The organism is Nocardia vaccinii NBRC 15922 (genome assembly GCF_001613305.1).
Lineage (GTDB): Bacteria > Actinomycetota > Actinomycetes > Mycobacteriales > Mycobacteriaceae > Nocardia > Nocardia vaccinii.
The window spans coordinates 1-23,082 of the sequence record NZ_BDCC01000007.1 but is presented as its reverse complement, the minus strand read 5'-3'; the positions used below and the strand labels follow the sequence as shown (position 1 = coordinate 23,082).

Annotated in this window: 19 protein-coding genes and 1 pseudogene; 12 read left to right on the top strand and 8 right to left on the bottom strand. The window is 66.4% G+C overall.

The features are described from left to right. Positions 1 to 17: 17 nt before the first annotated feature. Positions 18 to 527, bottom strand: coding sequence for a GtrA family protein (locus NV1_RS02895; RefSeq protein ID WP_245713533.1), 510 nt, complete (start codon positions 525 to 527; stop codon positions 18 to 20). Between the two features lie 444 nt (positions 528 to 971). Here NV1_RS02895 and NV1_RS02890 point away from each other — a divergent pair, with 444 nt between their 5' ends. Beyond that, on the top strand, positions 972 to 1,937 hold the full coding sequence (locus NV1_RS02890) for a glycosyltransferase (protein ID WP_067885210.1): 966 nt from the start codon (positions 972 to 974) through the stop codon (positions 1,935 to 1,937). Beyond that, positions 1,934 to 3,499 carry a DUF2142 domain-containing protein gene (locus tag NV1_RS02885; protein WP_067885208.1) on the top strand — a complete coding sequence of 522 codons (1,566 nt, stop codon included), beginning with the start codon at positions 1,934 to 1,936 and terminating at the stop codon, positions 3,497 to 3,499. Before NV1_RS02890 ends, NV1_RS02885 begins: the two co-directional genes overlap by 4 nt. Positions 3,500 to 3,515: 16 nt before the next feature. Here the strand turns inward: NV1_RS02885 and rfbB are convergent, their stop codons facing one another. After that, the gene (rfbB, locus tag NV1_RS02880; RefSeq protein WP_067885748.1) at positions 3,516 to 4,517 is read right to left on the bottom strand and encodes a dTDP-glucose 4,6-dehydratase; all 1,002 of its coding nucleotides are present in this window, start codon (positions 4,515 to 4,517) and stop codon (positions 3,516 to 3,518) included. A gap of 309 nt (positions 4,518 to 4,826) precedes the next feature. On the opposite strand from rfbB, the gene NV1_RS02875 reads away from it, so the two are divergent. Further along, positions 4,827 to 5,540 carry a DUF8020 domain-containing protein gene (locus NV1_RS02875; RefSeq protein WP_067885206.1) on the top strand — a complete coding sequence of 238 codons (714 nt, stop codon included), beginning with the start codon at positions 4,827 to 4,829 and terminating at the stop codon, positions 5,538 to 5,540. Between the two features lie 108 nt (positions 5,541 to 5,648). On the opposite strand, the gene NV1_RS02870 is transcribed toward NV1_RS02875, so the two are convergent. Further along, positions 5,649 to 6,533, bottom strand: a complete 885-nt coding sequence (locus NV1_RS02870) for an alpha/beta hydrolase (RefSeq protein WP_245713532.1) — start codon at positions 6,531 to 6,533, stop codon at positions 5,649 to 5,651. A gap of 342 nt (positions 6,534 to 6,875) precedes the next feature. Here NV1_RS02870 and rfbA point away from each other — a divergent pair, with 342 nt between their 5' ends. Then, positions 6,876 to 7,775: a glucose-1-phosphate thymidylyltransferase RfbA gene (gene rfbA / locus NV1_RS02865; protein WP_067885202.1), complete on the top strand. Its 900-nt coding sequence runs from the start codon at positions 6,876 to 6,878 to the stop codon at positions 7,773 to 7,775. A gap of 1 nt (position 7,776) precedes the next feature. Beyond that, positions 7,777 to 8,337, top strand: a complete 561-nt coding sequence (locus NV1_RS02860) for a dTDP-4-dehydrorhamnose 3,5-epimerase family protein (protein WP_067885200.1) — start codon at positions 7,777 to 7,779, stop codon at positions 8,335 to 8,337. Between the two features lie 111 nt (positions 8,338 to 8,448). On the opposite strand, the gene NV1_RS02855 is transcribed toward NV1_RS02860, so the two are convergent. Then, complete coding sequence (locus NV1_RS02855; protein WP_084525068.1) at positions 8,449 to 10,062, bottom strand: MFS transporter; 1,614 nt, start codon at positions 10,060 to 10,062, stop codon at positions 8,449 to 8,451. Between the two features lie 86 nt (positions 10,063 to 10,148). Here NV1_RS02855 and NV1_RS02850 point away from each other — a divergent pair, with 86 nt between their 5' ends. Further along, complete coding sequence (locus NV1_RS02850) at positions 10,149 to 10,550, top strand: MarR family winged helix-turn-helix transcriptional regulator (RefSeq protein ID WP_067885198.1); 402 nt, start codon at positions 10,149 to 10,151, stop codon at positions 10,548 to 10,550. 363 nt (positions 10,551 to 10,913) lie between these two features. Here NV1_RS02850 and NV1_RS02845 read toward each other — a convergent pair whose 3' ends face one another. From NV1_RS02845 to NV1_RS02835, 3 genes are all read right to left on the bottom strand, one after another. Continuing rightward, positions 10,914 to 11,594, bottom strand: a complete 681-nt coding sequence (locus tag NV1_RS02845) for an MspA family porin (protein ID WP_169813277.1) — start codon at positions 11,592 to 11,594, stop codon at positions 10,914 to 10,916. A 468-nt stretch (positions 11,595 to 12,062) separates the two neighbouring features. Further along, the gene (locus tag NV1_RS02840; RefSeq protein WP_067885195.1) at positions 12,063 to 12,941 is read right to left on the bottom strand and encodes a helix-turn-helix domain-containing protein; all 879 of its coding nucleotides are present in this window, start codon (positions 12,939 to 12,941) and stop codon (positions 12,063 to 12,065) included. Positions 12,942 to 13,123: 182 nt separating this feature from the next. Further along, positions 13,124 to 13,678: a DUF4282 domain-containing protein gene (locus tag NV1_RS02835; RefSeq protein ID WP_067885193.1), complete on the bottom strand. Its 555-nt coding sequence runs from the start codon at positions 13,676 to 13,678 to the stop codon at positions 13,124 to 13,126. Positions 13,679 to 14,040: 362 nt separating this feature from the next. On the opposite strand from NV1_RS02835, the gene NV1_RS02830 reads away from it, so the two are divergent. Continuing rightward, a complete protein-coding gene (locus NV1_RS02830; RefSeq protein ID WP_067885747.1) occupies positions 14,041 to 14,526 on the top strand; it encodes a hypothetical protein in 486 nt (161 codons plus the stop codon). A gap of 114 nt (positions 14,527 to 14,640) precedes the next feature. Next, on the top strand, positions 14,641 to 16,857 hold the full coding sequence (locus NV1_RS02825; RefSeq protein WP_067885191.1) for a molybdopterin oxidoreductase family protein: 2,217 nt from the start codon (positions 14,641 to 14,643) through the stop codon (positions 16,855 to 16,857). A gap of 293 nt (positions 16,858 to 17,150) precedes the next feature. Here NV1_RS02825 and NV1_RS02820 read toward each other — a convergent pair whose 3' ends face one another. After that, positions 17,151 to 17,630 carry a GtrA family protein gene (locus tag NV1_RS02820; RefSeq protein ID WP_281181778.1) on the bottom strand — a complete coding sequence of 160 codons (480 nt, stop codon included), beginning with the start codon at positions 17,628 to 17,630 and terminating at the stop codon, positions 17,151 to 17,153. 154 nt (positions 17,631 to 17,784) lie between these two features. On the opposite strand from NV1_RS02820, the gene dprE1 reads away from it, so the two are divergent. From dprE1 to NV1_RS02800, 4 genes and pseudogenes are all read left to right on the top strand, one after another. Continuing rightward, positions 17,785 to 19,269: a decaprenylphosphoryl-beta-D-ribose oxidase gene (dprE1, locus tag NV1_RS02815; RefSeq protein WP_084525067.1), complete on the top strand. Its 1,485-nt coding sequence runs from the start codon at positions 17,785 to 17,787 to the stop codon at positions 19,267 to 19,269. Beyond that, complete coding sequence (gene dprE2, locus NV1_RS02810) at positions 19,266 to 20,027, top strand: decaprenylphospho-beta-D-erythro-pentofuranosid-2-ulose 2-reductase (RefSeq protein WP_067885189.1); 762 nt, start codon at positions 19,266 to 19,268, stop codon at positions 20,025 to 20,027. The genes dprE1 and dprE2 overlap by 4 nt, the downstream gene beginning before the upstream one ends. A gap of 234 nt (positions 20,028 to 20,261) precedes the next feature. Further along, entirely contained in the window at positions 20,262 to 22,193 is a 1,932-nt protein-coding gene (locus NV1_RS02805; protein ID WP_067885187.1) for a galactan 5-O-arabinofuranosyltransferase, read from the top strand. Positions 22,194 to 22,443: 250 nt separating this feature from the next. Beyond that, positions 22,444 to 23,082 (top strand): annotated as a pseudogene (locus NV1_RS02800) (glycosyl transferase); the annotation flags it as partial.

Sequence of the window (23,082 nt, the reverse complement as noted above, 5' to 3'; positions counted from 1 at the left end):
CAATCATTATCGCCGACTCACGCCTGGTTGTCGGGGCGGGCCGCCGACGCGCCGGTGAACACGAATTTGTCGTATGCCCAATAGCGGAAAATAACGGCCACGATCTGACCGATGAGTGTGCCCGAGATGTTGTCCGACAGCGGCGTCGAAAGATGCAGCACATACCGGGAAAACCCCAGGCAGCCGAGCTGCAATGCGATGGCGATCAGGTTGAACACGGTGTACAGCAGATATTCGCGCGCCGCGCTGCCGCCCTTCTTGTGCGCGAAGGTCCACCATTTGTTGCCGAAATAGGTGACCACCGTCGCGACCGCGATCGCGATGATCTTCGCGATCAGCGGCGAGCGGTACAGCACACCGTGACCGCCCCAGAACACCAGCAGGTTGTAGGTGCCCGCGTCGACCAGGAACCCGATCCCGCCGACCACCAGAAATGCTCCGCCGGTCCGCAATGCGGCGATCAACCTGCCGAGCAGGGCAGCACCGGATCTCCCGGTTTCCTCGGCCACTATCTCACTCCGGGACACGCTGCAATCTTCGCCTCCGCTCCGTTCCGGCATGTTCGCGGCCCCCGAATCTCACCGCTGAGCCCGTGCCCGGCACTCATTCCTCGCACCCGGCAGCGTCGGACCGGCGACGGGCGCGAGCCGCATTCCGTCCTGCGCCCCGGCGTGTACGCGGTCACCCGAGTCTCACCGCTCGCCCCGTGCCGCGCACCAGCCACGCGTCCGCCCTACGAGACGTGGAGTGAACCTCCGCGTCGGCGTGGCGCGGGAATCGGAGGGATCATGACACGCCGCGAACTCCCAGCGTTCCGCGAATCGCCCTCGGGGTGGGCCATACCCGCTCCGAAGGCCGAGGGTTCGGCACAGCTCGTATCCAGGGTTCGCGAACAGTGGCCCGTGGGAGCCCTGTAGCCTCCCGGTGTTCGTAATTTCGTCGGCCGATCAAAATACCGAGGGATTGACGGGGTGGACCCCACCGAATTTCGCATCGCCGCTGTGGTGCCGTGTCATAACGAGGAGGCCGCGGTCGCCAAGGTCGTCAGCGACCTCAAGGCTGCCGTGCCGGATATCGTCGTCTACGTCTACGACAATCTGAGCACCGACGCCACCGCCGAGCGGGCTCGCGAAGCGGGTGCGATCGTGCGCACCGAGACGACCAAGGGCAAGGGCAACGTAGTCCGGCGTGCCTTCGCCGACATCGAGGCCGACATCTATCTGATGATCGACGGCGACGACACCTACGACGCCGCCGCCGCGCCGCAGATGATCGAGGCCCTGCTGTCCGGGCCCTACGACCACGTACTGGGCGTTCGCCGTGAGGACGCGGGCGCCTCGGCATACCGCACCGGTCACGAAACGGGTAACAAGGTACTCAACGGCGTCGTCGGCAAGGTCTTCGGCGATAACGTCGAGGACATGCTCTCGGGCTATCGGGTGTTCTCGCGCCGATTCGTCAAGAGTTTCCCGGCGGTCTCGCGCGAATTCGAGATCGAAACCGAGCTCACGGTGCATTCGCTGCACCTGCGGGTGCCGCAGACCCAGGTCCCGGTCGGTTTCCGCGATCGACCCGCGGGCAGTGAGAGCAAACTGCGCACCTACCACGACGGCTTCAAGATCCTGGCGCTGATCATCGGCCTGGCCCGGCACGAGCGTCCGGTCGCCTTCTACGGGCTGTTCGGCACACTGGCCTGGCTGATCTCGATCATCCTGACCGTGCCGATCATCGTGCAGTTCTACGAGATCCATTCGGTGCCTCGATTCCCCACCTTGTTCCTGGCTTTCACCCTGTTGCTGCTGGGCAGTCTGGCCTGGACCGCGGGGCTGATCCTGGACGGCATCCGCCGGTCCCGCCACGAGGCCGCCAGGCTGATGTATCTGCGGTATTCGGCCGTGGGCGCGGCGGTACCCGAATCTGCCGGGCGGGCCGGATGACCACGCAGGCCGAACCCGAAGCAGACCGATCGCCCGCCGACGACGCCGGGCATCGGACCGGAGGCAAGTCCGAAGACGCTGCGGCACAGACGGATTCACCCAAGGGGCGCCGCACCAGCGCCGTGGCGCACTGGGTACGGCGCCACCTGGGCCCGGCCGCGCTCGCGTTCGTCCTGGTCGCCGCGGTCTTCGGCGCGGTGTTCACCGTGCTCACGCCGCCGTTCTGGGGACACGACGAACTCACCCAGTTCGGCCGGTCCTACCAGGTCGCGCACGGCGGGTTCGGACCGCAGCGGATCGCGGACTCGCGCGGGGTCGCCTACGGCGGGCAGATTCCGGTGAGCATCGACGCGATGATGAACTACGCGTTCCGGGACTACAACCGCAAACCGCCCGAACCCGCACCGCTGTCCGCCGGTCGCGCACAGTACGACCGGCTCGGGGACGCGCCGGTCTCCTCGGCGACCAAGCAGATGTGGTTCACCAATACCGCCGCCTACTCCCCGGTTCCGTACGTGCCCGCGGCCGTGGGCCTGCGCATCGCGGAGGCGGCGGGGCTGAACGTCGGGCAGACGGTGCTGCTGACCAGGCTCGCCGGACTGATCGCCTATCTGGTGCTGGTCGCATTCGGACTGCGCGCGTTGCGCGGATATCGGGTGCAGTGGCTGGCGTTCACGGTGTCGGTACTGCCGATCGCGCTGTTCCAAGCCGGTACGGTCACCGCCGACACGATCACCAACGCACTCGCCGTTCTGGTCTCCTGCCTGCTGGTGAAGGGTCTGTTCCTGAACGCGCGCCTGTCGCGCGGCGAGGTCGTGGCCGCACTGTTCGCCACGATCGCGCTACCGCTGAGCAAACCGACCTATGTCCTGCTGGCGATGCTGCTCGCGCTGATTCCCGCGCGGCAGTACGGATTCGGCCGCGTCCTGCGCTGGATCCCGTGGTGCTTCGCGGTTCTCGGGGCGGCGCTGTTCGCGGCGTGGATGAAGATCGCCGCGCCGGTCGGTGACGGGATGGGCCTGATGCGGCCTCCCGCGCAATGGCATTCGGTGCGGCCGGGCGATCAGTTGCAGTTCATCCTGGAACATCCGGGGCGGTTCACGCAGATCTTCATCCACAGCATCTGGCTCCGGGATCAGAACTGGTTCACCCAGTTCTTCGGTGAGCTCGGCTTCGCCTATGTCGAGGTGCCGGCGCTGTCGATCGTGGCCTGCCTGCTGGCATTCGCGGTGAGCGCCGGGATCGCCGAGCGGATGTCCGCGGCGCGGCTGCGCATCGCGATCGTCGCGCTGGTGATCGTGGCGAGTGTCGCGATGATCTATGTGACGCTGTACATGTCCTTCTCGCCGGTCGGGTTCTATCTCGTCGACGGGGTGCAGGGGCGCTACTTCGTCCCGCTGGCCATCGTGGGCCTTGCGGTGCTGCTGCGCTGGATACCGTTGCGGCTGACCGACTCCGCCGGTCGCACACCGGTGCGCGGTCCGGCCGTGGTGATCGTCGTGGCGACGATCGTGGCGCTGGTGGCCGCGGTCCTGAAGTACCGCTTCATGGTCTGGGGCTGACCGGCCGGGGCGCGGGTTACAGAACCCGCTCCCCCGCTTCGGCATACGCGTTTTCGACGGCGGCCTTGCCCGGCCGCCACCAGGTTTCGTTCTCGCGATACCACTCGATGGTGGCGGCCAGTCCGGCGCGGAAATCGCCGTATCGCGGCGTCCAGCCGAGTTCGGTGCGCAACAGGCTCGCGTCGATGGCGTAGCGGCGGTCGTGTCCGGGCCGATCGGTGACGTGGTCGAAATCGTCCGGATCGCGGCCGAATTCGGTGAGGATCAGCTGTACCACGGATTTGTTGTCGAGTTCGCCGTTCGCACCGATCAGATAGGTTTGCCCGATACGACCGGATTCCAGAATCGTCCAGACCGCCCGGTTGTGGTCCTCGACGTGAATCCAGTCCCGGATCTGATTGCCCGCGCCGTACAGCCGCGGCCGCACATCATCGATGAGATTGGTGATCTGACGCGGAATGAACTTCTCCACATGCTGATACGGACCGTAATTATTGCTGCAGTTGGAGATCGTCGCGCGCACCCCGAACGAACGCACCCAGGCCCGCACCAGCATGTCGCTCGAGGCCTTGGACGCCGAATAAGGACTGGACGGATTGTAAGGAGTGTTCTCGGTGAATGCCGGGGACTGCGCGTCCAGGTCGCCGTAGACCTCGTCGGTGGAGATGTGGTGATACCGCACGTCGTGCCGCCGCACCGCCTCGAGCAGCGTGTATGTGCCCACGATATTGGTCTGTACGAATGGCCACGGCCGGGCCAGGGAGTTGTCGTTGTGCGATTCCGCGGCGAAGTGCACGACCGCGTCCGAACCGCCCACCAGCCGATCGACCAATTCCGCGTCGGTGATATCCCCGCGCACGAACTCGATTCGATCCGCGATCGAATCCAGCGAGGCCCGGTTACCGGCATAGGTCAGCGCGTCGAGTACCACGACCCGGATATCCGGTCGCTGGGCGACGGTGTGCCGGACGAAGTTCGCGCCGATGAATCCGGCGCCTCCGGTAATGAGCAATCGCACGATCACCGATGATATCCGCCGAGCGGATACCCTGAGTGCGCGCCGTGTCAATACCTTATTCAGGTCAAGTTTCCAGCACTGGATACCTTCATTCGGTGTGATGTTCATCACTAGAGGCACCCGACCGGTGGTCCGGTAGCTTGCCCAAAACCGTACGCGCGCTGCGATTTTCGGCAAGCTCACAAACCGCCGGTACCGCTCGGTGAACAGAATTTGAATTAAGGGTCACGGTCGATTCACCGGGCGTTAGCTGACCTGGATTTCGATTCCCTGGTCCCCCCGATTCGAAACCACCGAGGTTCCACGAACATGTTGATGAGGAAATTCGCCGCGACGTCGGCCCTGGTGATCGCCGCGCTCGGCATCACCGCTGGCACCGTGAACGCGGCCCCGGCCACCGCCGCCAACGGCGCGGTCGACTACAAGGCCACCACCACCAAGACCGCGACCATCATCAAGACCGATGCCGGTTCGATGGACGTCGAGAACGGCGTCTTCAAGATCAAGGCTGCCAACGGCACCGTGCTGGCCGGAACGCCGCTGAAGTTCCGGGTCGACGACTTCGAGTTCCCGATCGCGGCGAACATCGCCGATCACACCGCGACGCTGACCCCGCAGTTCGACATGCAGCACGCGGTCTACAAGCCGGTCGACCTGCCCTACCAGGACAGCGCGCCGTGGAAGACCCCGTACGACCGTGAGCAGGCCGCGTTCAACCGCATGAAGGACACCATCGGCACCGGCGCCACCATCGGCACCCTGGTCGGTGGCCTGGGCGGCGGCGCGGTCGGTTGCGTGCTCGGCGGCATCGCCGGTGCCACCGTCGCGGCCGCGGCCATCGTCGGCCTGTTCGGTGCGTTCATTCCGGCCGCCGCGATCGGCTGCCTCGGCGGCATCATCGCCGTCGGCGCGCTGGGCACCCTCGCGGGCCAGCTGCTGGTGACCGCTCCGGTCGCGATCGCGGCCGCGGCGCAGTACTTCACCACGATCAACGCGCCGTTCGTCGCGCCCAAGAGCAAGTAATACCGCTCCAGACGGACAGCGCCCCCGCACGGTTCGACCGTGCGGGGGCGCTTTCGCATTCGGGACGTGCGGCGGCCTCGATCGAGTCCTGTTGCGGCGCACGAATTCTCATGCGGTGCGCGCGGGAGTTTCCACCTCGATCCGGGCACGCACGAAACGCGCCACCCGGCCCAGGGCCGACCGGCTCTCGGGCATGTTCGGCAGGATGCTCATGAACGCGTGCACCTGGCCGCGCCACAACTCCAGGGAGTTCGGCACCCCGGCCGCGGTCAGCCGCTCGGCCATCAGTTCGCAGTCGTAGCGCAGCAATTCGTCCTCACCGACGATCAGCAGCGCCGGGGGCAGACTCGCCAGCGCGCCGTTGACCGGCGAGAGCGCCGGATCCAGCAGCCCCTGGACCTTCGCACCGTGCTCGACCACCTGCTCGAGTCCGCAGAGCGGGATGTAGGCGTCGCGCTCCACGTTCATGTAATCCTGTTTGGCCGCGCAGTCCAGGTCCAGCAGCGGAGACAGGCCGACCAGCCCGGCCGGGGACGGCAGACCCGCCTCGACCGCGCGCAACGCGGTCACGAAACTCAGATATCCGCCGGCCGAGTCGCCGGCGAAGACGATCCGGGCGGGATCGACCCCGTGCCGCATCAACCACCGGTACGCGGTCAGGCAGTCCTCGACCGACTCGGCGATGGTGATGCCGGGCAGTTGGCGATATTCGACGTTGACCACCGCGAGGCCGGTGCGCCGGGCGATCGCGGCCGCGATCGGACGATGCGTATCCAGGCCGCACAGGAAGAACCCGCCGCCGTGCAGGTACATCACCACACCGTCGCGCAACGCCTTGCGGGCGCCGGCGGGACGCAGGATCTCCATCCGGAAACCGTTGAGCCACACCTGTTCCCGTTCCACCCCCGCGGGCCCCGGTCGCAAGGCGGAGAGTCCGTCGACGAGTATTCGCGCGGCCGGCATGGTCAGCGGGGTGACCGGATAGCGCCGCACGAACGGTCCTACGAATCCCCGGCAAGCGAATAGCAACATTCGGGAGGTCAGACTGCTCCCGTCTGGATTCGCCACGACACCCGATCCGGAATCTCGTACTCCAAGGGCCGTCATCACGCACCACCTCACTCCGGACGCGCCGCATCACCGGCAACCGGAACTCCGGCGGCGAGTTGTCGGCGCTGACATCTCACACGGTGTCGTTTCAGCAGACCACGCAGAAGTGATCTACACAATATGAATCGGCCGGATCGAGCTCCGGATAACCCGCCGTGACGATTTCGCCGCCGAGTCGGAACCTCGTCGAGCCCTATCCCGCCGTAGCTGGCAGACTTGTGTGACATGCGCGGAATCATCTTGGCCGGTGGCACCGGAACACGGCTGCATCCGATCACGCGCGGGGTGAGCAAACAACTGGTCCCGGTCTACGACAAGCCGATGGTGTACTACCCGCTCTCGACCCTGATGCTGGCCGGCATCCGGGACATCCTGATCATCACCACACCCGAGGATGCCCTCTCCTTCACCCGGCTGCTCGGCGACGGATCGCAGTTCGGCATCGCGATCAGCTACGTCGTGCAGCCCGAACCGGACGGGCTGGCGCGGGCGTTCGTCCTCGGCGCCGATCACATCGGCAACGAACCGGCCGCCCTCGTGCTGGGCGACAACATCTTCCACGGGCCGGGCCTGGGCACGCGGCTGCGGCGGTTCCACCGGATCACCGGCGGTGCGATCTTCGCCTACCCGGTGTCCGATCCCACCGCCTACGGAGTGGTCGAGTTCGCCGCGGGCCGTGCGATCTCCATCGAGGAGAAGCCCGCGAAGCCGCGCTCGAGTTACGCCGTCCCGGGGCTGTACTTCTACGACAACGACGTCGTCGAGATCGCCCGCGCACTACGTCCCTCGGCGCGTGGCGAATACGAGATCAGCGATATCAACCGGACCTATCTGGAGCAGAACAGACTCCAGGTGGACGTGCTGGCCCGCGGCACCGCCTGGCTCGACACGGGAACCTTCGATTCGCTGCTGGACGCGGCCAACTACGTCCGTACCATCGAGGAACGCCAGGGCCTGAAGATCGGCGCGCCCGAAGAGGTCGCGTGGCGGATGGGCTATATCGACGACGAACAGCTCGCGCGGTTGGCCGAACCGCTGACCCGCTCGGGCTACGGCGAGTATCTGTTCGGCCTGCTCGCACGCGGGCGCGAGACGAATCCGCCCGAACACGAACAGGATTGGTGAGATGCAGATTCGAGAGTTGTCCGTACCCGGCGCCTGGGAGTTCACGCCGCGGCTGCACGGCGACGATCGCGGGGTGTTCCTCGAGTCGTTCAAGGCCTCGGAGTTCGAGAAGGTGGTCGGGCGGCCGTTCGATCTTCGGCAGGTCAACACCTCGGTGTCCGCGGCCGGAGTGCTGCGCGGTATCCACTACACCGAAACCCCGCCCGGCCAGGCAAAATACGTGACCTGCGTGCGTGGCGCTTTCCTGGACGTCGTGGTGGATCTGCGTCCCGACTCCCCCACCTTCGGCACCTGGGACACCGTGCTGATCGATGATGCGGACCGCCGATCGGTATACCTCTCCGACGGCCTCGGTCACGCCCTGCTGTCCCTCGCGGACGATTCCACCGCCACGTACCTCTGCTCGCTCGAATACTCCCCCGAATTCGACCGCGACATAGACGCTTTCGACCCGGACCTCGCCATCGATTGGCCGACCACCGGCCGCGACGGCCAACCCCTGACCTACGTCCGTTCCCCGAAGGATGCCGCGGCCCCGAGCCTGCGCACACTGCGCGGCTGACCGTCGTTCGCGGACAAAACAATCCGCCGGCATCGGCTCGGATCACCACCGCCGAAATGGGCTGCGGATGGAGAAGTCTCCTTTCACAGCCCATTTCGCTGTTGAACCCTTTCAGCTATCGAGACCCGCACTCAACTCACCCGGTTCCGATACCCCGGACAACGCCAACTCCCGTTCGCGGCTCGTTTCGTCGTTCGGACGCGTGGCGGGTGCGAGGAACGAGTGCCCGACCCGGGGCCGAGCGGTGAGACTTCGGGGGCCGCGAACACGCCGGAGCGAAGCGGAGGCCGAAGATACGGCGGGCAGGAAGTGGGTCAGCGCCACCAGCGCGCCGATGATCGCCACAACGCCGACGAAGATCAGGCCCGGGCGGTAGCCACTCAGGACGGCCGCGGGCGAGCCGTCGGTATGGGCGTCGGACGCGATGATCGCGGTGTTGATGGCAAGGACGATCGCCGCGCCGACCTGCATCGACGTTTGCAGCACGCCGGCGGCCAGACCTTGCTCCTCGTCATCGATACCGGCGGTGGCCTGGATGTTGATCGACGGGAAACCGATCCAGCCGATGCCGACCAGCAGCACTGCGGGCAGGATGACCGCCAGGTAGGACGGGTGCGTGTTCACTCGCAGGAACAGCAGGTAGCCGATGCTCATCGCGATCATGGTGACCGCGATGATCGGGCCGGTGCCGAACCGGTCGACCAGCTTGTCGGAGAACATGGAGGACAGCGCCACCAGCAGCCCCACCGGCAGCAGTGCCATGGCCAGTTGCAGCGGCGACCAGTGCAGCGTGTCCTGTAGATACAGCGTCACGATGAACTGCCAGCTGAAGTACGACCCCGCCAGCGCGCCGATGACCAGACTGGCCCGTACCAGCGTGGCGCGGCGCAGGATGCCGAGCCGGATCAGCGGATGCCGCACCCGCTTCTCCACCGCCACGAAGCCGATGAACAATGCCGCCACCGTGGCGAACGAACCGACCGTGCGGGCCGACGCCCATCCGGCCCGAGGTGCGGAAACCACGGTGTAGACCAGCAGCAGCATGGCCGCGGTGGACAGCAGCGCGCCCAGCAGATCATGTCCGCCCGCTGCGTCAGCGCCCTCGGACCCGCCCTTCCGGCGGTCGCGGGGAACCAGGACGGCCGCGGCGATCAACGCGGCCAACGCGATCGGCACCGGGAGCAGGAAGGTCCAGCGCCAGCCGAGACCTGTCATCAGACCGCCGAACACCAGACCCATGGAGTAGCCGCCCGCGCCGAACACGGTGTAGATGGACAGCGCACGGTTGCGGGCCGGCCCCTCGGCGAAGTTGGTGGTGATGATGGACAAGCCGGTCGGCGCGGTGAACGCCGCGGCCAGCCCCTTGATGAAGCGGGTCGCGATCAGCAGTGCGGCCGAGCTGACCAGCCCGCCCGCGAGCGAGGCCAGGGCGAACACGCCCAGCGCGATCAGGAATACGCGGCGTCGGCCGAGCAGATCGGCGGTGCGCCCGCCGAGCAGCAGCAATCCGCCGTACCCCAGCACATAGCCGCTGACCAGCCATTGCAGGGTCGAAGTGCCCAGGTGCAGATCTTTACCGATGGACGGCAGGGCGACACCGATCATCGAGACGTCGAGTCCGTCGAGGAACAACACGATGCACAGCGTGATCAACATGCCCCAGAGGCGTGCTGACCACCGGGTATCGGCAGCGGAGCTGGCCGAGGACGTTGCCGTGGAAGTCATGACCCGGAACATTACTTGCGTGCGCATTAAATGTGCAAGCATTTAATGCGTTTGCATCGTTCAGTTCGGACCACTAAGATGGCGGCATGACAAAGGCGTCGACAGCGTCAGCGCCGCGAGCGGCAGCACCCACCGCGCTGGTGGGTCAGTGGCGCGAGCTCCTGGACAAACATGCGACGGTGTCCTGCGCTCTGGAGAAGGAGCTGCAGCACCGGCACCGCATCGGCCTGAGCGAATTCGAAACGCTGGACCGCCTGGTCGACGCCGCCTGTGAGACGTACCGGATGAGTGATCTGGCCGCCGACATCTACCTGAGTCAGAGCGCCCTGTCCCGCGCCGTCGCCCGCCTCGAGCGCGACGGCCTGGTCAGCCGCAGCATGTGCAGCGACGACCGCCGCGCCATCTTCGTCTGCCTCACCGACAAGGGCCGCGCCGTCCACGCCGACTCCGCCCACACCCACCGCGAAATCCTGGCCCAGCTCCTCTGAGGCTCCCCCGCCTCACTCCGCCCGCCTCTTCGTGTTGCCGGGGAATGCTCGTCCTCGTTCATGCCGTTCGATTCGAGCCGGGAGGTCCTCGGGAGTGGACTCCCATCGAACGGTCCAGCGGTCTGGTTGTAGCGTCGTTCCAAAGGCGGCGAGCGGTCCCGACTTCGTGGAACTCCGAGTCGGAGGTGCCGACACTCACGCCGGAACTGGTGGCGATGGCCGCAATCCTGGTGTGCCAGGCCGCGATCGACGTCGCCACGTGGCCTGCGGAGCGACCGGTGAGCACCGTGCGGACGATGTCGCGCGTTGGGACGTTGACGGGATTACTTGCGCGGTATGGGATTTGGCGTCGGGTCCGGTGTGTCAGAAGGTGAACTGATTGCCGTAGGAAGTTGTCTGCGTCATTGCCTGTGCGGTGGACACGGTGGTGGTGATGAATGGGACGGCCGCCACTGGGCTGGTGCATTGCGAGACATTCAGCGCGGCATTGTCGAACCTGATTCGGAACGGGAACGCGGTCCTGCCATCGAGCTTGATTGTCGCCGTGGTCGCGGTGGTGACCTGGCCGGGCTCCAAGCTCACGCCCAGGAATTCGCCCAGGCCCAGCAATCCACGGACGCGGGGCCCGAGGCTGCCCCTGGCCGGAGCGCTGATTGCGACGTTCGGCGGCGCGAGTGCTGAGGAATTTCCGGTGGCGAGTATTTGACCGGTTCCGATTCCGACCTTGACGCCGGCTGTACTGATCCCGCAGCCCAGGAGGAACCCCGCGACGGCCTGACCGGACCGGATCGGGTCGCCACCGACGTCGACGGAGTAATCGCCGGAAACCTGTACGGCATGCGAGAACGTCATCAGGACGTTCGGAGTCCGGTCACCCGGCGGGTTCACCCCGATCTTGTCGACCGAGGCCGTCAGATGAACTCCCGCACCGGCGATATTCGCGCCGGGGGATTGGGCCCGACCGACACCACCGCCCCACAGGCCGAGGACGGCCATACATGCCGCAACCGTAGTGGCTGCGGCGACGGTGAGTGGACATCGCATAGCGATCCTGTTCTCTCGGCAGACATCGCAGAAGCGGACCCATGCAGCTATCGGTCGACCAGCATAACGCGGACAGTGGGCCGGACAGCATCGCCGCGACAGGTGTTGCCGACCGGGCATCCCTGCTGTCATGGTGAATCGGGTCGTTGCCACGGGACGCGCGTGCGGCGAATGCCGATCGCACATTCTGGTACGGCAGCAGGATTCATGTCTGGGATTTCGGGTAGGGCTGCGGCCGGAGTTCACCGGTCGCGGTTCTCCCGAGGTGTCAGGGGAGCCGGTCCAGCAGCCACCGTCCCTGTTCTTCGGTCATCCACGAGGATTCGGCGGGTGATGCGGATGTGTACACCTTGACAACCGCACCAATCGCAAGGTACTTCGATGCGAGTACATGGAGTCACCCGTGTTCTTGCGAAACCAGTTGTCGCGGGGGGCGCTCGGGACGGTGGGTCGAGGGCGGGTGCGGAATTATGAGTTCAGGCCTGCGCGAGCCTGTTCGAGGGGGGCGCGGGCGTCGATGGTCACTGCGCGGATACTCTCGAAAGCCTGGCGGTAGCGGGTGATTTCGTTCTCTTTATCGAAATAGGCTGTGCCGGTGTAGTTCTGGACGAAGACCACCGGGGGCTCGGTGAGTTCGCCCGTGGTGTCGTCGAATTCGAGTAGGGTGAAGCTGCCCGAGTCCATACCCTCGTGGTAGCCGGAATCGGTTGGTACGACGCGGATCTCGATATTGGGTAACTCGCACAGTCGGCGCAGGTGGTCGAGCTGGGCGGCCATCACTCCGGCGCCGCCGATGCGGTGCCACAGCAACGCCTCGGTGATCATCGCTTCCAGCCGAAGCGGCTTCGAGTCGCGGGTGAGTACCGCCTGGCGGGCGATTCGCACCGCCACCCGTCGATCGACCTCGACGGACGAGATGTCCGGGCGCGCGCCGGTCAGCACCGCGCGGGCGTAGTCCGGCGTCTGCAACAGGCCGGGAACCAGTTCGTTCTCGTAGCTGGACAGGCGGGTGGCGGCCTCCTCGAGCCCCAGGTACACCTCGAAACCCTCGGCGATCACATCGCTGTACTCGGTCCACCAGCCGCGCGCCTTGGTCTCCCGAGCCAGCGCGATCAGCGGTTCGGCCGCTTCTCCCGAGGCGCCGTAGACCTTGCACATGGCCTCGACGTCCAGGCCGCGCAACGAGGTCTGCCCGGTTTCGATCCGCCAGATCTTGGCCTCGGACCATTCCAGCCGCTGCGCCGCCACCCGCGTGGTCATCCGGGCCTGGTTGCGCAGATCACGCAGGCGCCGGCCCAGCTGGCGGCGGGGCATCGTCGAACCGGTGATCCCGTGCGGTAGACCCATGTACTTCCCCCTGCGTCCGTGCGCCGATCGTACTCGCCATCGCGGCACGCCGAACGGCAAAACCCTTATGCGATACCGGATTCGGCTGTCCGGACCCGAGCTCGGATTGTCGCACAACAAAACGATCTCCCGATATGGGGTGTGGCGCATTCACGCCAACCTCACAGATGAGCCAACCGGGGTTATTTTCGCGGGGGACGCTTCCGGAACCGCCAGAACTGCACCGCTCGCACATCCTCGGACAGCTGGTTGACCGGTTCGGCCACATCGGACAGCGCCTGGAACAGATCGTCCGCCAGTTCGGTGATGTGCTCGACGCGACCGGCCAGACGCGCGGCGTTCACCAGGAACTCCAGCGCCAGCCGCACCACGGCGGCGATAGTGAGTCCCAGCGGCACCGCGACCACCACCAGAAATACGATCCCCAGCGGTAAGGAGACCTGCCACAGCAGCACGGTCAGCACGATCGGCACCGCGATCGCGAAGGCCAGGCCCAGAATGTAGGCCAGCGGCAGCAGGGTGCGGGTCGCGGGCCGCGCGAACTGCACGTCGAGCAGGGCCCGCGCGGCCGACGCACACCATTCACCGAACGCCCCCGGACTCCGGAAGGGCTCCGCGCGCGGCTCCTCGCCCGTACTCCGCGAGCGCAGCGGCAGCCGCTGGGCCACGGATTCGCGCCAGGCGAGGTACTCCTGGTCCGGCTCGACGCTCACGGATTCGCCGGGGTCATCGGTCATATCCGTGATCCTCTACCCGGCCGCGCCCTGCGGCAATGCGATGGCTCCCAGCCGGCGTTAAGAATTCCGTTGGGAATCTGCCAGTCTCAACGGATTTGATTCACAGGCAGCACCTCGGAGATTCACAGGCAGCGGCGAGAAGGTAGGAGCCATGACAGCCGAAGGCGACACCGTCCGGGTGATAGCCGTTATGAATCAGTCCACCCGACTTGTGATGAATTCTACGGCTGCCGAAAAAGTTTCGAGGACTTGTAACACCGCGGATGCCGCATCCCGATATGACTCGTGACCAGCTAGTGACAGCAGCAAGACCAAAGAGCATCGAAGCAGGACCCAGATCTTTACGGGGAATGGAGAAGACAGTGCGTACGACGTTTCCGACTTCCGTCAAGGCGGCCACGCTGGCCGCTAGCGCGCAGGACTACATCCAGCGCGGCTGGACGGTCGCCGAAACGGCCAACGGCATCTGCCTGATCACCGATGAGGATGTATCGGGCATCGAGGTCACCGGCGAACTCGCCGCGGCCGTGCGCCGGTTCTTGCGAGCCAACGACCTGACGGGCCCGGTCATCGAGATCCCGGGAGCCGAGCGCCGCGAGATCCACCTCGTCACCGGTATTGCCAAGGCAGCCATGGCGATCGAGGCTCTGCGCAAGGCAGGCGCAATCGTCCACACCGACGGCGCGGGCATCCCGCTGCCGCCGACTCAGCTCTCGACCGGCGACGCCTGCTGGGGCGTCGCCCCGAGCGAGGCTCGCTGGATCCCACCGGTGGTCGCGCTGGGCGCGGCCGTCCGTTCGGCCACCACCGGACGGCGCAAGCCGCAGCTGGCCCGCATCGCCAGCTGAGCCAAGGCTGAAGTTTCAACAACAAAACCGCGAGAATCACCCGGTTCTCGCGGTTTTGTGTTGTGTATGGCCGTTTACATTTCGGCGGTCGGCGGTGCGGGTGATGATGGTGCTATGACCGACGTCACGAATGCTCCTCGCACCCTGTTGCGCACCTGCCCGCTGTGCGAGGCGGTGTGCGGATTAGAGCTGACCCTCGACGCCGAGGATCACGTCATCGGGGTACGCGGGGATCGGGAGGACCCGTTCAGCCGCGGATTCCTGTGCCCGAAGGGTGCGAGTCTGGGACATCTGGACGCCGATCCGGACCGGCTCACCCAGCCGATGATCCGCGATCGCGCCGATGACAGCTGGCGCACCGCCTCCTGGCAGGAGGCGTTCGATCTGATCGCCGAACGGATTCCGGCGCTGGTCCAGGAATTCGGACGCTCGGCCACGGCGCTGTATCTGGGAAACCCCAACGCGCACACCGTCGCCGGGGCACTGTACGTCCCGGTATTGCTGCGCGCGTTGAGCACTCGCAATCTGTATTCGGCCAGCACCGCCGATCAAATGCCCAAACAGGTCGCCAGCGGACTGATGTTCGGTGATCCGCTGGCCGTTCCGGTGCCGGATCTGGATCGCACCGATTATCTGCTGATGCTCGGCGCGAATCCGTTGGAGTCCAACGGGTCGCTGTGCACCGCGCCGGATTATCCGGGGCGGTTGAAGGCACTGCGCAAGCGCGGCGGTCGGCTCGTGGTGGTGGACCCCCGGCGCACGCGCACCGCGAAACTGGCCGACGAACATCTGTTCATCCGCCCCGGAAGCGATGCCTATCTGCTGTTCGGGATCGTGCACACGCTCTTCGCGGAGAATCTCACCGATATCCGCGTACCGGTCGAGGGCCTGGACGAGGTGCGCTCGGCCGCGGCCGATTTCACCCCCCACGTGGTCGCCGGACGCACCGGCGTCCCCGCGGACACCGTGATCCGGCTGGCCCGTGAACTCGCCGCCGCGCCCAGCGCCGCGGTTTATGCCCGAATCGGTACGTGTACCGCCGAATTCGGCACGCTCACGCAATGGCTGGTGGATGTGATCAACGTGCTCACCGGCAATCTGGATCGTCCCGGCGGGGCGATGTTCGCCACCGCCGCCGCGCTCGGGATCGTGCGGACCCGTCCGTTCCGGCTCGGCCGCTGGACCACTCGCGTCCGCGAATTGCCCGAGGCCATGGGCGAATTCCCGATCGCCGCACTCGCCGAGGAGATCCGCACACCGGGTGAGGGACAGATCCGGGCGCTGATCACCGTCGCCGGGAATCCGGTGGTGTCCGCACCGGGCGGGCCCCGGCTCGCCTCGGCGCTCGCCGAACTGGAATTCATGGTGAGCGTGGATCGATACCTCAACGAAACCACCCGGCACGCCGATGTGATCCTGCCGCCTCCGCGCACCGTGCAGTCGCCGCATTACGACTTCGCGCTGCTGCAATTCGCGGTGCGCAACTACGCGCGCTACTCGCGCCCGCTGGTACCGCTGGGCGACAGCGCCTCGGAGGCGGAGATCCTCGCCCGCTTGGCGATGGCGGTTTCCGGGCAGCAACCCGAACCGAGCCGCGATCCGATCGCCGCCGTCGACGAACTGGTCATCGCCGGAACGCTGCACAAGGCCGGACTGCTGGACCGTCGCGAGGAACTGCACGGAGAGAACAGCACCGAGCAGCGCATCGATATGATGCTGCGCCTGGGCCCGTACGGGGAGTGGAATCCCACCACAGCCGAGGACGACGCCGCCGTCCGCGACGATTTGAATCTCCAAGTGCTGCTGGACAATCCGCACGGCATCGACCTGGGTCCGCTGCGCCCGCGCCTGCCCGGAATCCTGCGCACCGCCTCGCGCCGAGTGGAACTCGCACCGCAGCCGCTGCTGGAGGATCTGTCCCGGCTGCGCGAGCGCCTCGCCGACACCGCACCCGAACTGCTGCTCATCGGCCGGCGTCAGCTGCGTTCCAACAACAGCTGGATGCACAACATCCCGACCCTGGTCGGCGGATCGAACACCTGCACCCTGCACATCCACCCCGACGACGTGGAACGGCTCGGCCTCACCGACCACGCGGTGGTGAAATCCGCGGCGGGCGCGGTCACCGTCCCGGTGGAAGCGACCGACGAGATCATGCCCGGCGTGGTCAGCCTCCCGCACGGCTGGGGCCACGAGGAGAACGACACCCAATCGGTCGCCCGCACCCACCCCGGGGTCAACGCGAACACCCTCACCGACGTTTCGCTGGTCGACGTTCCTTCCGGCAACGCGGTCTTCAACGGAGTCCCGGTAACCCTGACCCCCGCCTGAGTCATCCAACAGCAACAGGTCGCCTGAAAGAATCACCGATCTCGCACGAACATCGGTAACCCCGGTACGCAATCAATTCTCAGCCATCGACCCGACGCCCAAGTCTCGGTGCACTGACCCGCACACTGAAGTCACGGAAAGAAGCAGGTGACAACTGGTTTCGTACGGACATGGGTAACTCCCCGGGTACGCCCGAAAGGTAATCGGCTCTCAACCGCCGCCCCGCCGCCCCGCCGCCCCGACGCCCGAGTCTCCACGCACTCGACGACACGCTGAAGTCCCGGGGAGGCGGGTCAGATCTTGAAGATGACCGCGCGCTGCACGACGAAGTTGATCACGGTGGCCACACCCTGCGCGATCACGAAGGCGACCAGGACCGCGAGCGTCACCGGGTGGCCCAGGACGTGCAGCTTCATCGCGGGCAGGATCGTATTCAGCAGCGCATTGATGCCGACCTGGGCGGCGAAGGTGATCGCGTAGAGCACGACCACCGCGATGAAACGGGCGCGACTGGGTTCGGCCTTGAACGTCCAGCGCCGGTTGATCAGATACGCCGTCGTGGTGCCGACGATGAAACTGCAGGCCTTGGCGATGTCGCGGTCGAGGCCCGCGCCCTTCCACAGCACCAGGTACAGCCCGAAGTCCACCACCGCCGACAGCACACCGGTCAGGATGAACCGGACGATCTGTGTCTTCAGATCGACATCCGACCCGCCGGGCTCGTCGGACAGAGGCAACTCGGGCGGCAGCGGAAGATGGGGGTGCGCGGTCACGGGCACGAGCGTAGCGGGCCCGGATCGGCACGCCAGTCCCCGTGCAGATCGGATGCCCAGTAACTTCCCAGCGCACTGTGATGTGAGTTCCATCCGGGGCAGGCGGCGGTGACGCCCGGTCCTTCCTCCGGCGATACCTGTAGCCTCTATGCCGATGTCCACGAAAGCTCAGACCTCCACAGCCGCGGATACGGCCGCCAGTGAGGGCGGCGAACCGCAGATCGGCAGCGCTGGGTCGCAGGAATCCCCAGCACTCGCCACGCACACCCGTCGGCTGACCGGGTGGGGTCGCACCGCGCCAACCACTTCCGAAGTGCTCTCGACGGGTGATCCGGAAGTGATCGCCCGCGCCGTCGTCATGGTCGCCGAGGACAACGAGTCCAAGCCGGCGCACCTGCGCCGCGGCGTCATCGCGCGCGGACTGGGCCGCTCCTACGGCGACCACGCGCAGAACGCGGGCGGCCTGGTCGTCGATATGACCGCGATGAACCGGATCCATCGGATCGACCGCGACACCCGCATGGTCGACGTCGACGGCGGCGTCAGCCTGGATCAGCTGATGAAGGCCGCGTTGCCGTTCGGGCTGTGGGTTCCCGTGCTGCCGGGCACCCGGCAGGTCACCATCGGCGGTGCGATCGCCTCCGACATCCACGGCAAGAACCACCACAGCGAGGGCAGCTTCGGCAACCACGTCCGCTCGATCGAGCTGCTCACCGCCGACGGCCAGGTGCAGCACATCACGCCCAAGCGCAACGCCAAGTTGTTCTGGGCGACGGTCGGTGGCAACGGGCTGACCGGCATCATCCTGCGCGCGAGCATCGAGATGGCGCCGACCGAGACCGCCTACTTCATCAACGACGGCGTCAAGACCACGACGTTGGACGAGACCATCGCCGCGCACAGCGACGGCAGCGAGGCGAACTACACGTACTCGAGTGCGTGGTTCGACGTGATGAACCCCGCGCCGAAACTGGGCCGGGCCTGCATCACTCGCGGTCGCCTCGCGAAGGTCGACGAGCTGCCGAAGAAGAAGCAGAAGAACCCGCTGAAGTTCGACGCGCCGCAGCTGTTGACGGTGCCGAACATCTTCCCGAGCTTCACCGCCAACCGGCTGACGCTGGGTGCGGTCGGCGAGGCGTACTACGCGATGGGCGGCGACTACACCGGCAAGATCCAGAACCTGACGCAGTTCTATCACCCGCTGGACATGATCGCGGAGTGGAACCGCGCCTACGGCCCGGCGGGATTCCTGCAGTACCAGTTCGTGGTGCCGACCGAGGCCGTCGACGAATTCAAGCGGATCATCATCGATATCCAGGCGTCCGGACACATTTCGGCGCTGAATGTCTTCAAGCTGTTCGGTCCGGGCAACCCGGCTCCGCTGAGCTTCCCCATGCCGGGCTGGAACATCTGCTGCGACTTCCCGATCCGTCCCGGCCTCAACGAGCTGGTCAGCGATCTGGACCGCCGCGTCATGGAATTCGGCGGCCGGCTCTACACCGCGAAGGACTCCCGGACCACCGCGGAGGCGTTCCACCAGATGTACCCCCGGATCGACGAGTGGATCAAGATCCGCCGAAGCGTCGATCCCACAGGCGTTTTCATGTCCGATATGGCGAGAAGGCTGGAGCTGCAGTGATCAACGCCGTAGGTAACCCGCAGACGATTCTGCTCCTGGGCGGCACCTCGGAAATCGGCCTGGCGATCTGCGCCGAATACCTGAAGAAGGGTCCGGCGCGCATCGTCCTGGCCGCGCTGCCGAACGATCCGCTGCGCGCGGACGCGGTCGCGCAGATGGAGGCCGCGGGCGCATCCGCGGTCGAGGTCATCGATTTCGACGCCCTGGACACCGAGAGCCACTCCAAGGTGATCGAGGCGGCGTGGAGCGCGGGCGATATCGACGTCGCGATCGTCGCGTTCGCCCTGGACGGCGATCCGGAGGAGCTGTGGCAGAACCAGGCCAAGGCCGTCCGGGTGGCTCAGGTCAACTACACCGCCTCGGTCTCGGTCGGCGTGCTGCTGGGCGAGAAGATGAAGGCGCAGGGCTTCGGGCGGATCATCGTCATGTCCTCGGTCGCCGGTGAGCGAGTGCGTCGCTCCAACTTCGTCTACGGCTCCACCAAGGCCGGACTGGACGGGTTCTACCTCGGCCTCGGCGAGGCGTTGCGCCCGCACGGCCCGCGCGTGACGGTCATCCGCCCCGGCATGGTGCGTACCCGGTTCTCCGCGCACGTCAAGGAGGCGCCGCTCACCGTCGACAAGGAAGATATTGCGACGCTTGCGGTTTCGTCCGCCCAGAAGGGCAAGGAACTGGTCTGGGCCCCCAACCAGTTCCGCTTCGTGATGATGATCCTGCGCCACATCCCGCGCCCGATCTTCCGCCGCCTCCCCATCTAGAGTCCCCGCCCCGGGACGGCCACAAACGGTCCCGGGGAGCAGGCGCTATAGGCTCGGATGCAGGCGTATTGCTAGATCAATCTCGGCTACAACCGGCATCGATACCCACCCGTCACCGACTGGACCTCCTCGGTCGGCGCGATGACGACTGGCTAGGCTGGCCCGCGGCGACGGACGCTCGAGCAGCGTGGCGAGAAGACCGGAGGCACAGTGCACAGGATCGGGCGGGTTTCGATGGTGGGGCGGCGGGTCGGGGGGGCTACCGGGGATGCGGTGCTCGCGACTGTCGTCGCTGTTGTCGTGGCCGTGGTCGGGCTCGAGGCGTTCTCGGTGGTGCACTGGCCGGCGTTCAACGCGTCCAATGTGACTCGGGCGATCACGACCGTCGGACAGGTCGGCGCGGCGGTGCTGCTCGTCGCGGCGGTGACGCTCATTCGGCTTCGGCGATGGCCCTGGCTGGCGAAAGCGCTGTCGTGGGCGGGGATTTCGGCGTTCGTCACGGTGACGTTGGGTATGCCGCTGGCGGCTACCAAGCTGTACCTGTTCGGGATCTCGGTGGATCAGGAGTTCCGGACCGAATATCTCACGCGGCTCACCGATTCCGCCGCGCTGCACGATATGACCTACACCGATCTGCCGCCCTACTACTCGGCCGGATGGTTCTGGCTCGGGGGCCGAGTGGCGAGTCTGCTCGGGCTGCCGGGGTGGGAGGCGTTCAAGCCGTGGGCGATCGTATCGCTGGCGGTGGCCTCGGTGCTGGCACTGGTGTTGTGGTCCAAGCTGATTCGCGCCGATTGGGCGATCGGGGCCGCGGCGGCGACCACGGCCGTGATGGTGGCGTACGCGTCGCCGGAGGCGTACAGCGCGGTTCTGGTGGTGCTGTTCGCGCCGGCGATGCTGCTGGCGTGGGGCGCGCTGCACCGGCCGCGAGTTTCCGGCCCGGACGCGTCCGTCGCGACGGCGGGCGGTTGGGGAGCGGTCATCGGCACCGGGATCTTCCTGGGCGTCTCGGCCATGTTCTACACGTTGTTCTTCGGCATCGCGGTATTCGCCGTATGCCTGATGGCGTTTTTCGCGTGGCTCGCGGCGATTGCGCGGCGACGCCGGGACAGTGCTCGGGCGGGGCTGTGGTGGTTGCGGGCGCTGGGACCGATTCTGTTGCGGCTCATCGTGATCGGCGTCATCTCCGGGGTACTCGGCCTGATCACCTACGGGCCCTACCTGCGAAAGTCTCTGAGCGCGCACATGTCCAACGCCGCGCTGCACTATCTGCCCGAGCCCGGCTCGCAGCTGGCCTTTCCGATGTTCGAATTCTCGCTGCTCGGTGCGCTGTGCCTGATCGGCACAATCTGGCTGGTGCTGCGGGCGGCGAGTTCGCGGCGGGCACAGGCGCTGGGTATCGCGGTGGTGGCGATCTATCTGTGGTCGCTGCTGTCGATGACGGCGACGGCCGCCGGAACCACACTGCTGGCGTTCCGGCTGGAGCCGATCCTGCAGGTGCTGCTGGCCGCGGCCGGGGTCTTCGGATTCGCCGAGGGGACCCGGGCGGTGTATCGAGCCCTCAACGAGCCCGAACGGTTTCGCGCGGTGACCGTCGCGGTCGGTGTGCTCGGCGCGCTCGCGTTCACCCAGGACATTCCGAGCATCCTGAACACCGAGATCACCACCGCTTACACCGATACCGACGGCGACGGTGTGCGCGCCGATCAGCGCAGCCCGTCGGCGGTATCGCACTATCACGACGTCGATGCCGCCCTGCTGGCGCAGACCGGGCGGCCGCGCAACCAGACCGTGGCCCTCACCGCCGACACCAGCTTCCTGTCCTACTACCCGTACTACGGTTTCCAGGCGCTGACCCCGCACTACGCCAATCCGCTGGCCGATTTCTCCGCCCGCGCCGCCGAGATCACTCGCTGGAGCAAGCTGAAGTCGCCGGGTGAACTCCGCGACGCGCTGGCGCACTCACCCTGGCGCGCGCCGGATGCCTTCCTGTTCCGCAGCAGCGGTGACAGCTACACCCTGCGCCTGTCCTCGGATGTGTATCCGAACGATCCGAACGTGCGGCGATATTCGGTGACGTTCCCGAAGACGTTGTTCGCGGACCCTCATTTCGAGACCACGGATATCGGGCCGTTCACACTGGTCGTCGTCCGAGACCACGAATAGGACTTCCACCAGGGGTTTCAGCTCTTTCCCGGTGACATGGTGGCGATCCACACCTGCCGCCCGGCCTGTGCATAACCTTGTGGAAGAAGCCTTTTTCTTGTGGATAACTCCCCGTCCGATCTGCGCGCGTCCGGAACTCGGAGGTAGCGTGGGCCGCTGATCGTGATCGGCAGGAGGAGTTCTACCAGTGGTATCGGTGCGGGCAACGGATCGAACCGAGCAGACGGCGGGAGACGCCGCGACCGCGGTTCTGGACCGGCCCCCAACGGACGAGCAGGGCGTCCCGCGCCGACGACGGCTTCCGCTCTCCCGCGCCGATCTGGTCATCGCAGGCGTCTATCTGCTGCTCGCAACGTACGTGCTGTCCGGTCAGTGGCGGGACACCCACAACGGCTACCTGGTCAAGAGCGGACAAGACCAGTTCATGTGGGAGTGGTTCTTCGCCGAGACCGCCCACGCGATCGCCCATCTACAGAACCCGCTGGGCACCCACCTGCAGAATTTCCCCGACGGCGTGAACATGATGGCCAATACGGCCATGTTCGGCGTCGGCGTGCCGCTCATCCCGGTCACCATGCTGTTCGGTCCGACGGTCACCTTCGTGCTGGTCCTCACGGCGGGCCTGTCCGGCACCGCCTTCGCCTGGTACTGGCTGTTCTCCCGCGAACTGGTGCGCTCACGCTTCGCCGCGGCCGTCGGCGGCCTGTTCTGCGGTTTCGCGCCGGCGATGATCTCCCACGCCAACGCCCATCCCAATTTCGTCCTGCTCGCCGCCCTGCCCGCCATCGCCGCCCTGCTCATCCGCATGGCCCGCCGAGCCGTCGCCGAGGACCGCCTCAGCGCATCGGACCGGGCCCGCACCAGGTTCGCGGCCCGCCTCGCCGTTCGG

Bases quoted from the DNA above. Each gene is read 5' to 3' on its own strand.
- NV1_RS02855 (WP_084525068.1), bottom strand. From the start codon at position 10,062: ATGACTTCCACGGCAACGTCCTCGGCCAGCTCCGCTGCCGATACCCGG.
- NV1_RS02885 (WP_067885208.1), top strand. From the start codon at position 1,934: ATGACCACGCAGGCCGAACCCGAAGCAGACCGATCGCCCGCCGACGAC.
- NV1_RS02875 (WP_067885206.1), top strand. From the start codon at position 4,827: ATGTTGATGAGGAAATTCGCCGCGACGTCGGCCCTGGTGATCGCCGCG.
- rfbA (WP_067885202.1), top strand. From the start codon at position 6,876: ATGCGCGGAATCATCTTGGCCGGTGGCACCGGAACACGGCTGCATCCG.
- NV1_RS02825 (WP_067885191.1), top strand. From the start codon at position 14,641: ATGACCGACGTCACGAATGCTCCTCGCACCCTGTTGCGCACCTGCCCG.
- dprE1 (WP_084525067.1), top strand. From the start codon at position 17,785: ATGTCCACGAAAGCTCAGACCTCCACAGCCGCGGATACGGCCGCCAGT.
- NV1_RS02805 (WP_067885187.1), top strand. From the start codon at position 20,262: ATGGTGGGGCGGCGGGTCGGGGGGGCTACCGGGGATGCGGTGCTCGCG.
- NV1_RS02860 (WP_067885200.1), top strand. From the start codon at position 7,777: ATGCAGATTCGAGAGTTGTCCGTACCCGGCGCCTGGGAGTTCACGCCG.
- NV1_RS02835 (WP_067885193.1), bottom strand. From the start codon at position 13,678: ATGACCGATGACCCCGGCGAATCCGTGAGCGTCGAGCCGGACCAGGAG.
- NV1_RS02840 (WP_067885195.1), bottom strand. From the start codon at position 12,941: ATGGGTCTACCGCACGGGATCACCGGTTCGACGATGCCCCGCCGCCAG.
- NV1_RS02845 (WP_169813277.1), bottom strand. From the start codon at position 11,594: ATGCGATGTCCACTCACCGTCGCCGCAGCCACTACGGTTGCGGCATGT.
- NV1_RS02850 (WP_067885198.1), top strand. From the start codon at position 10,149: ATGACAAAGGCGTCGACAGCGTCAGCGCCGCGAGCGGCAGCACCCACC.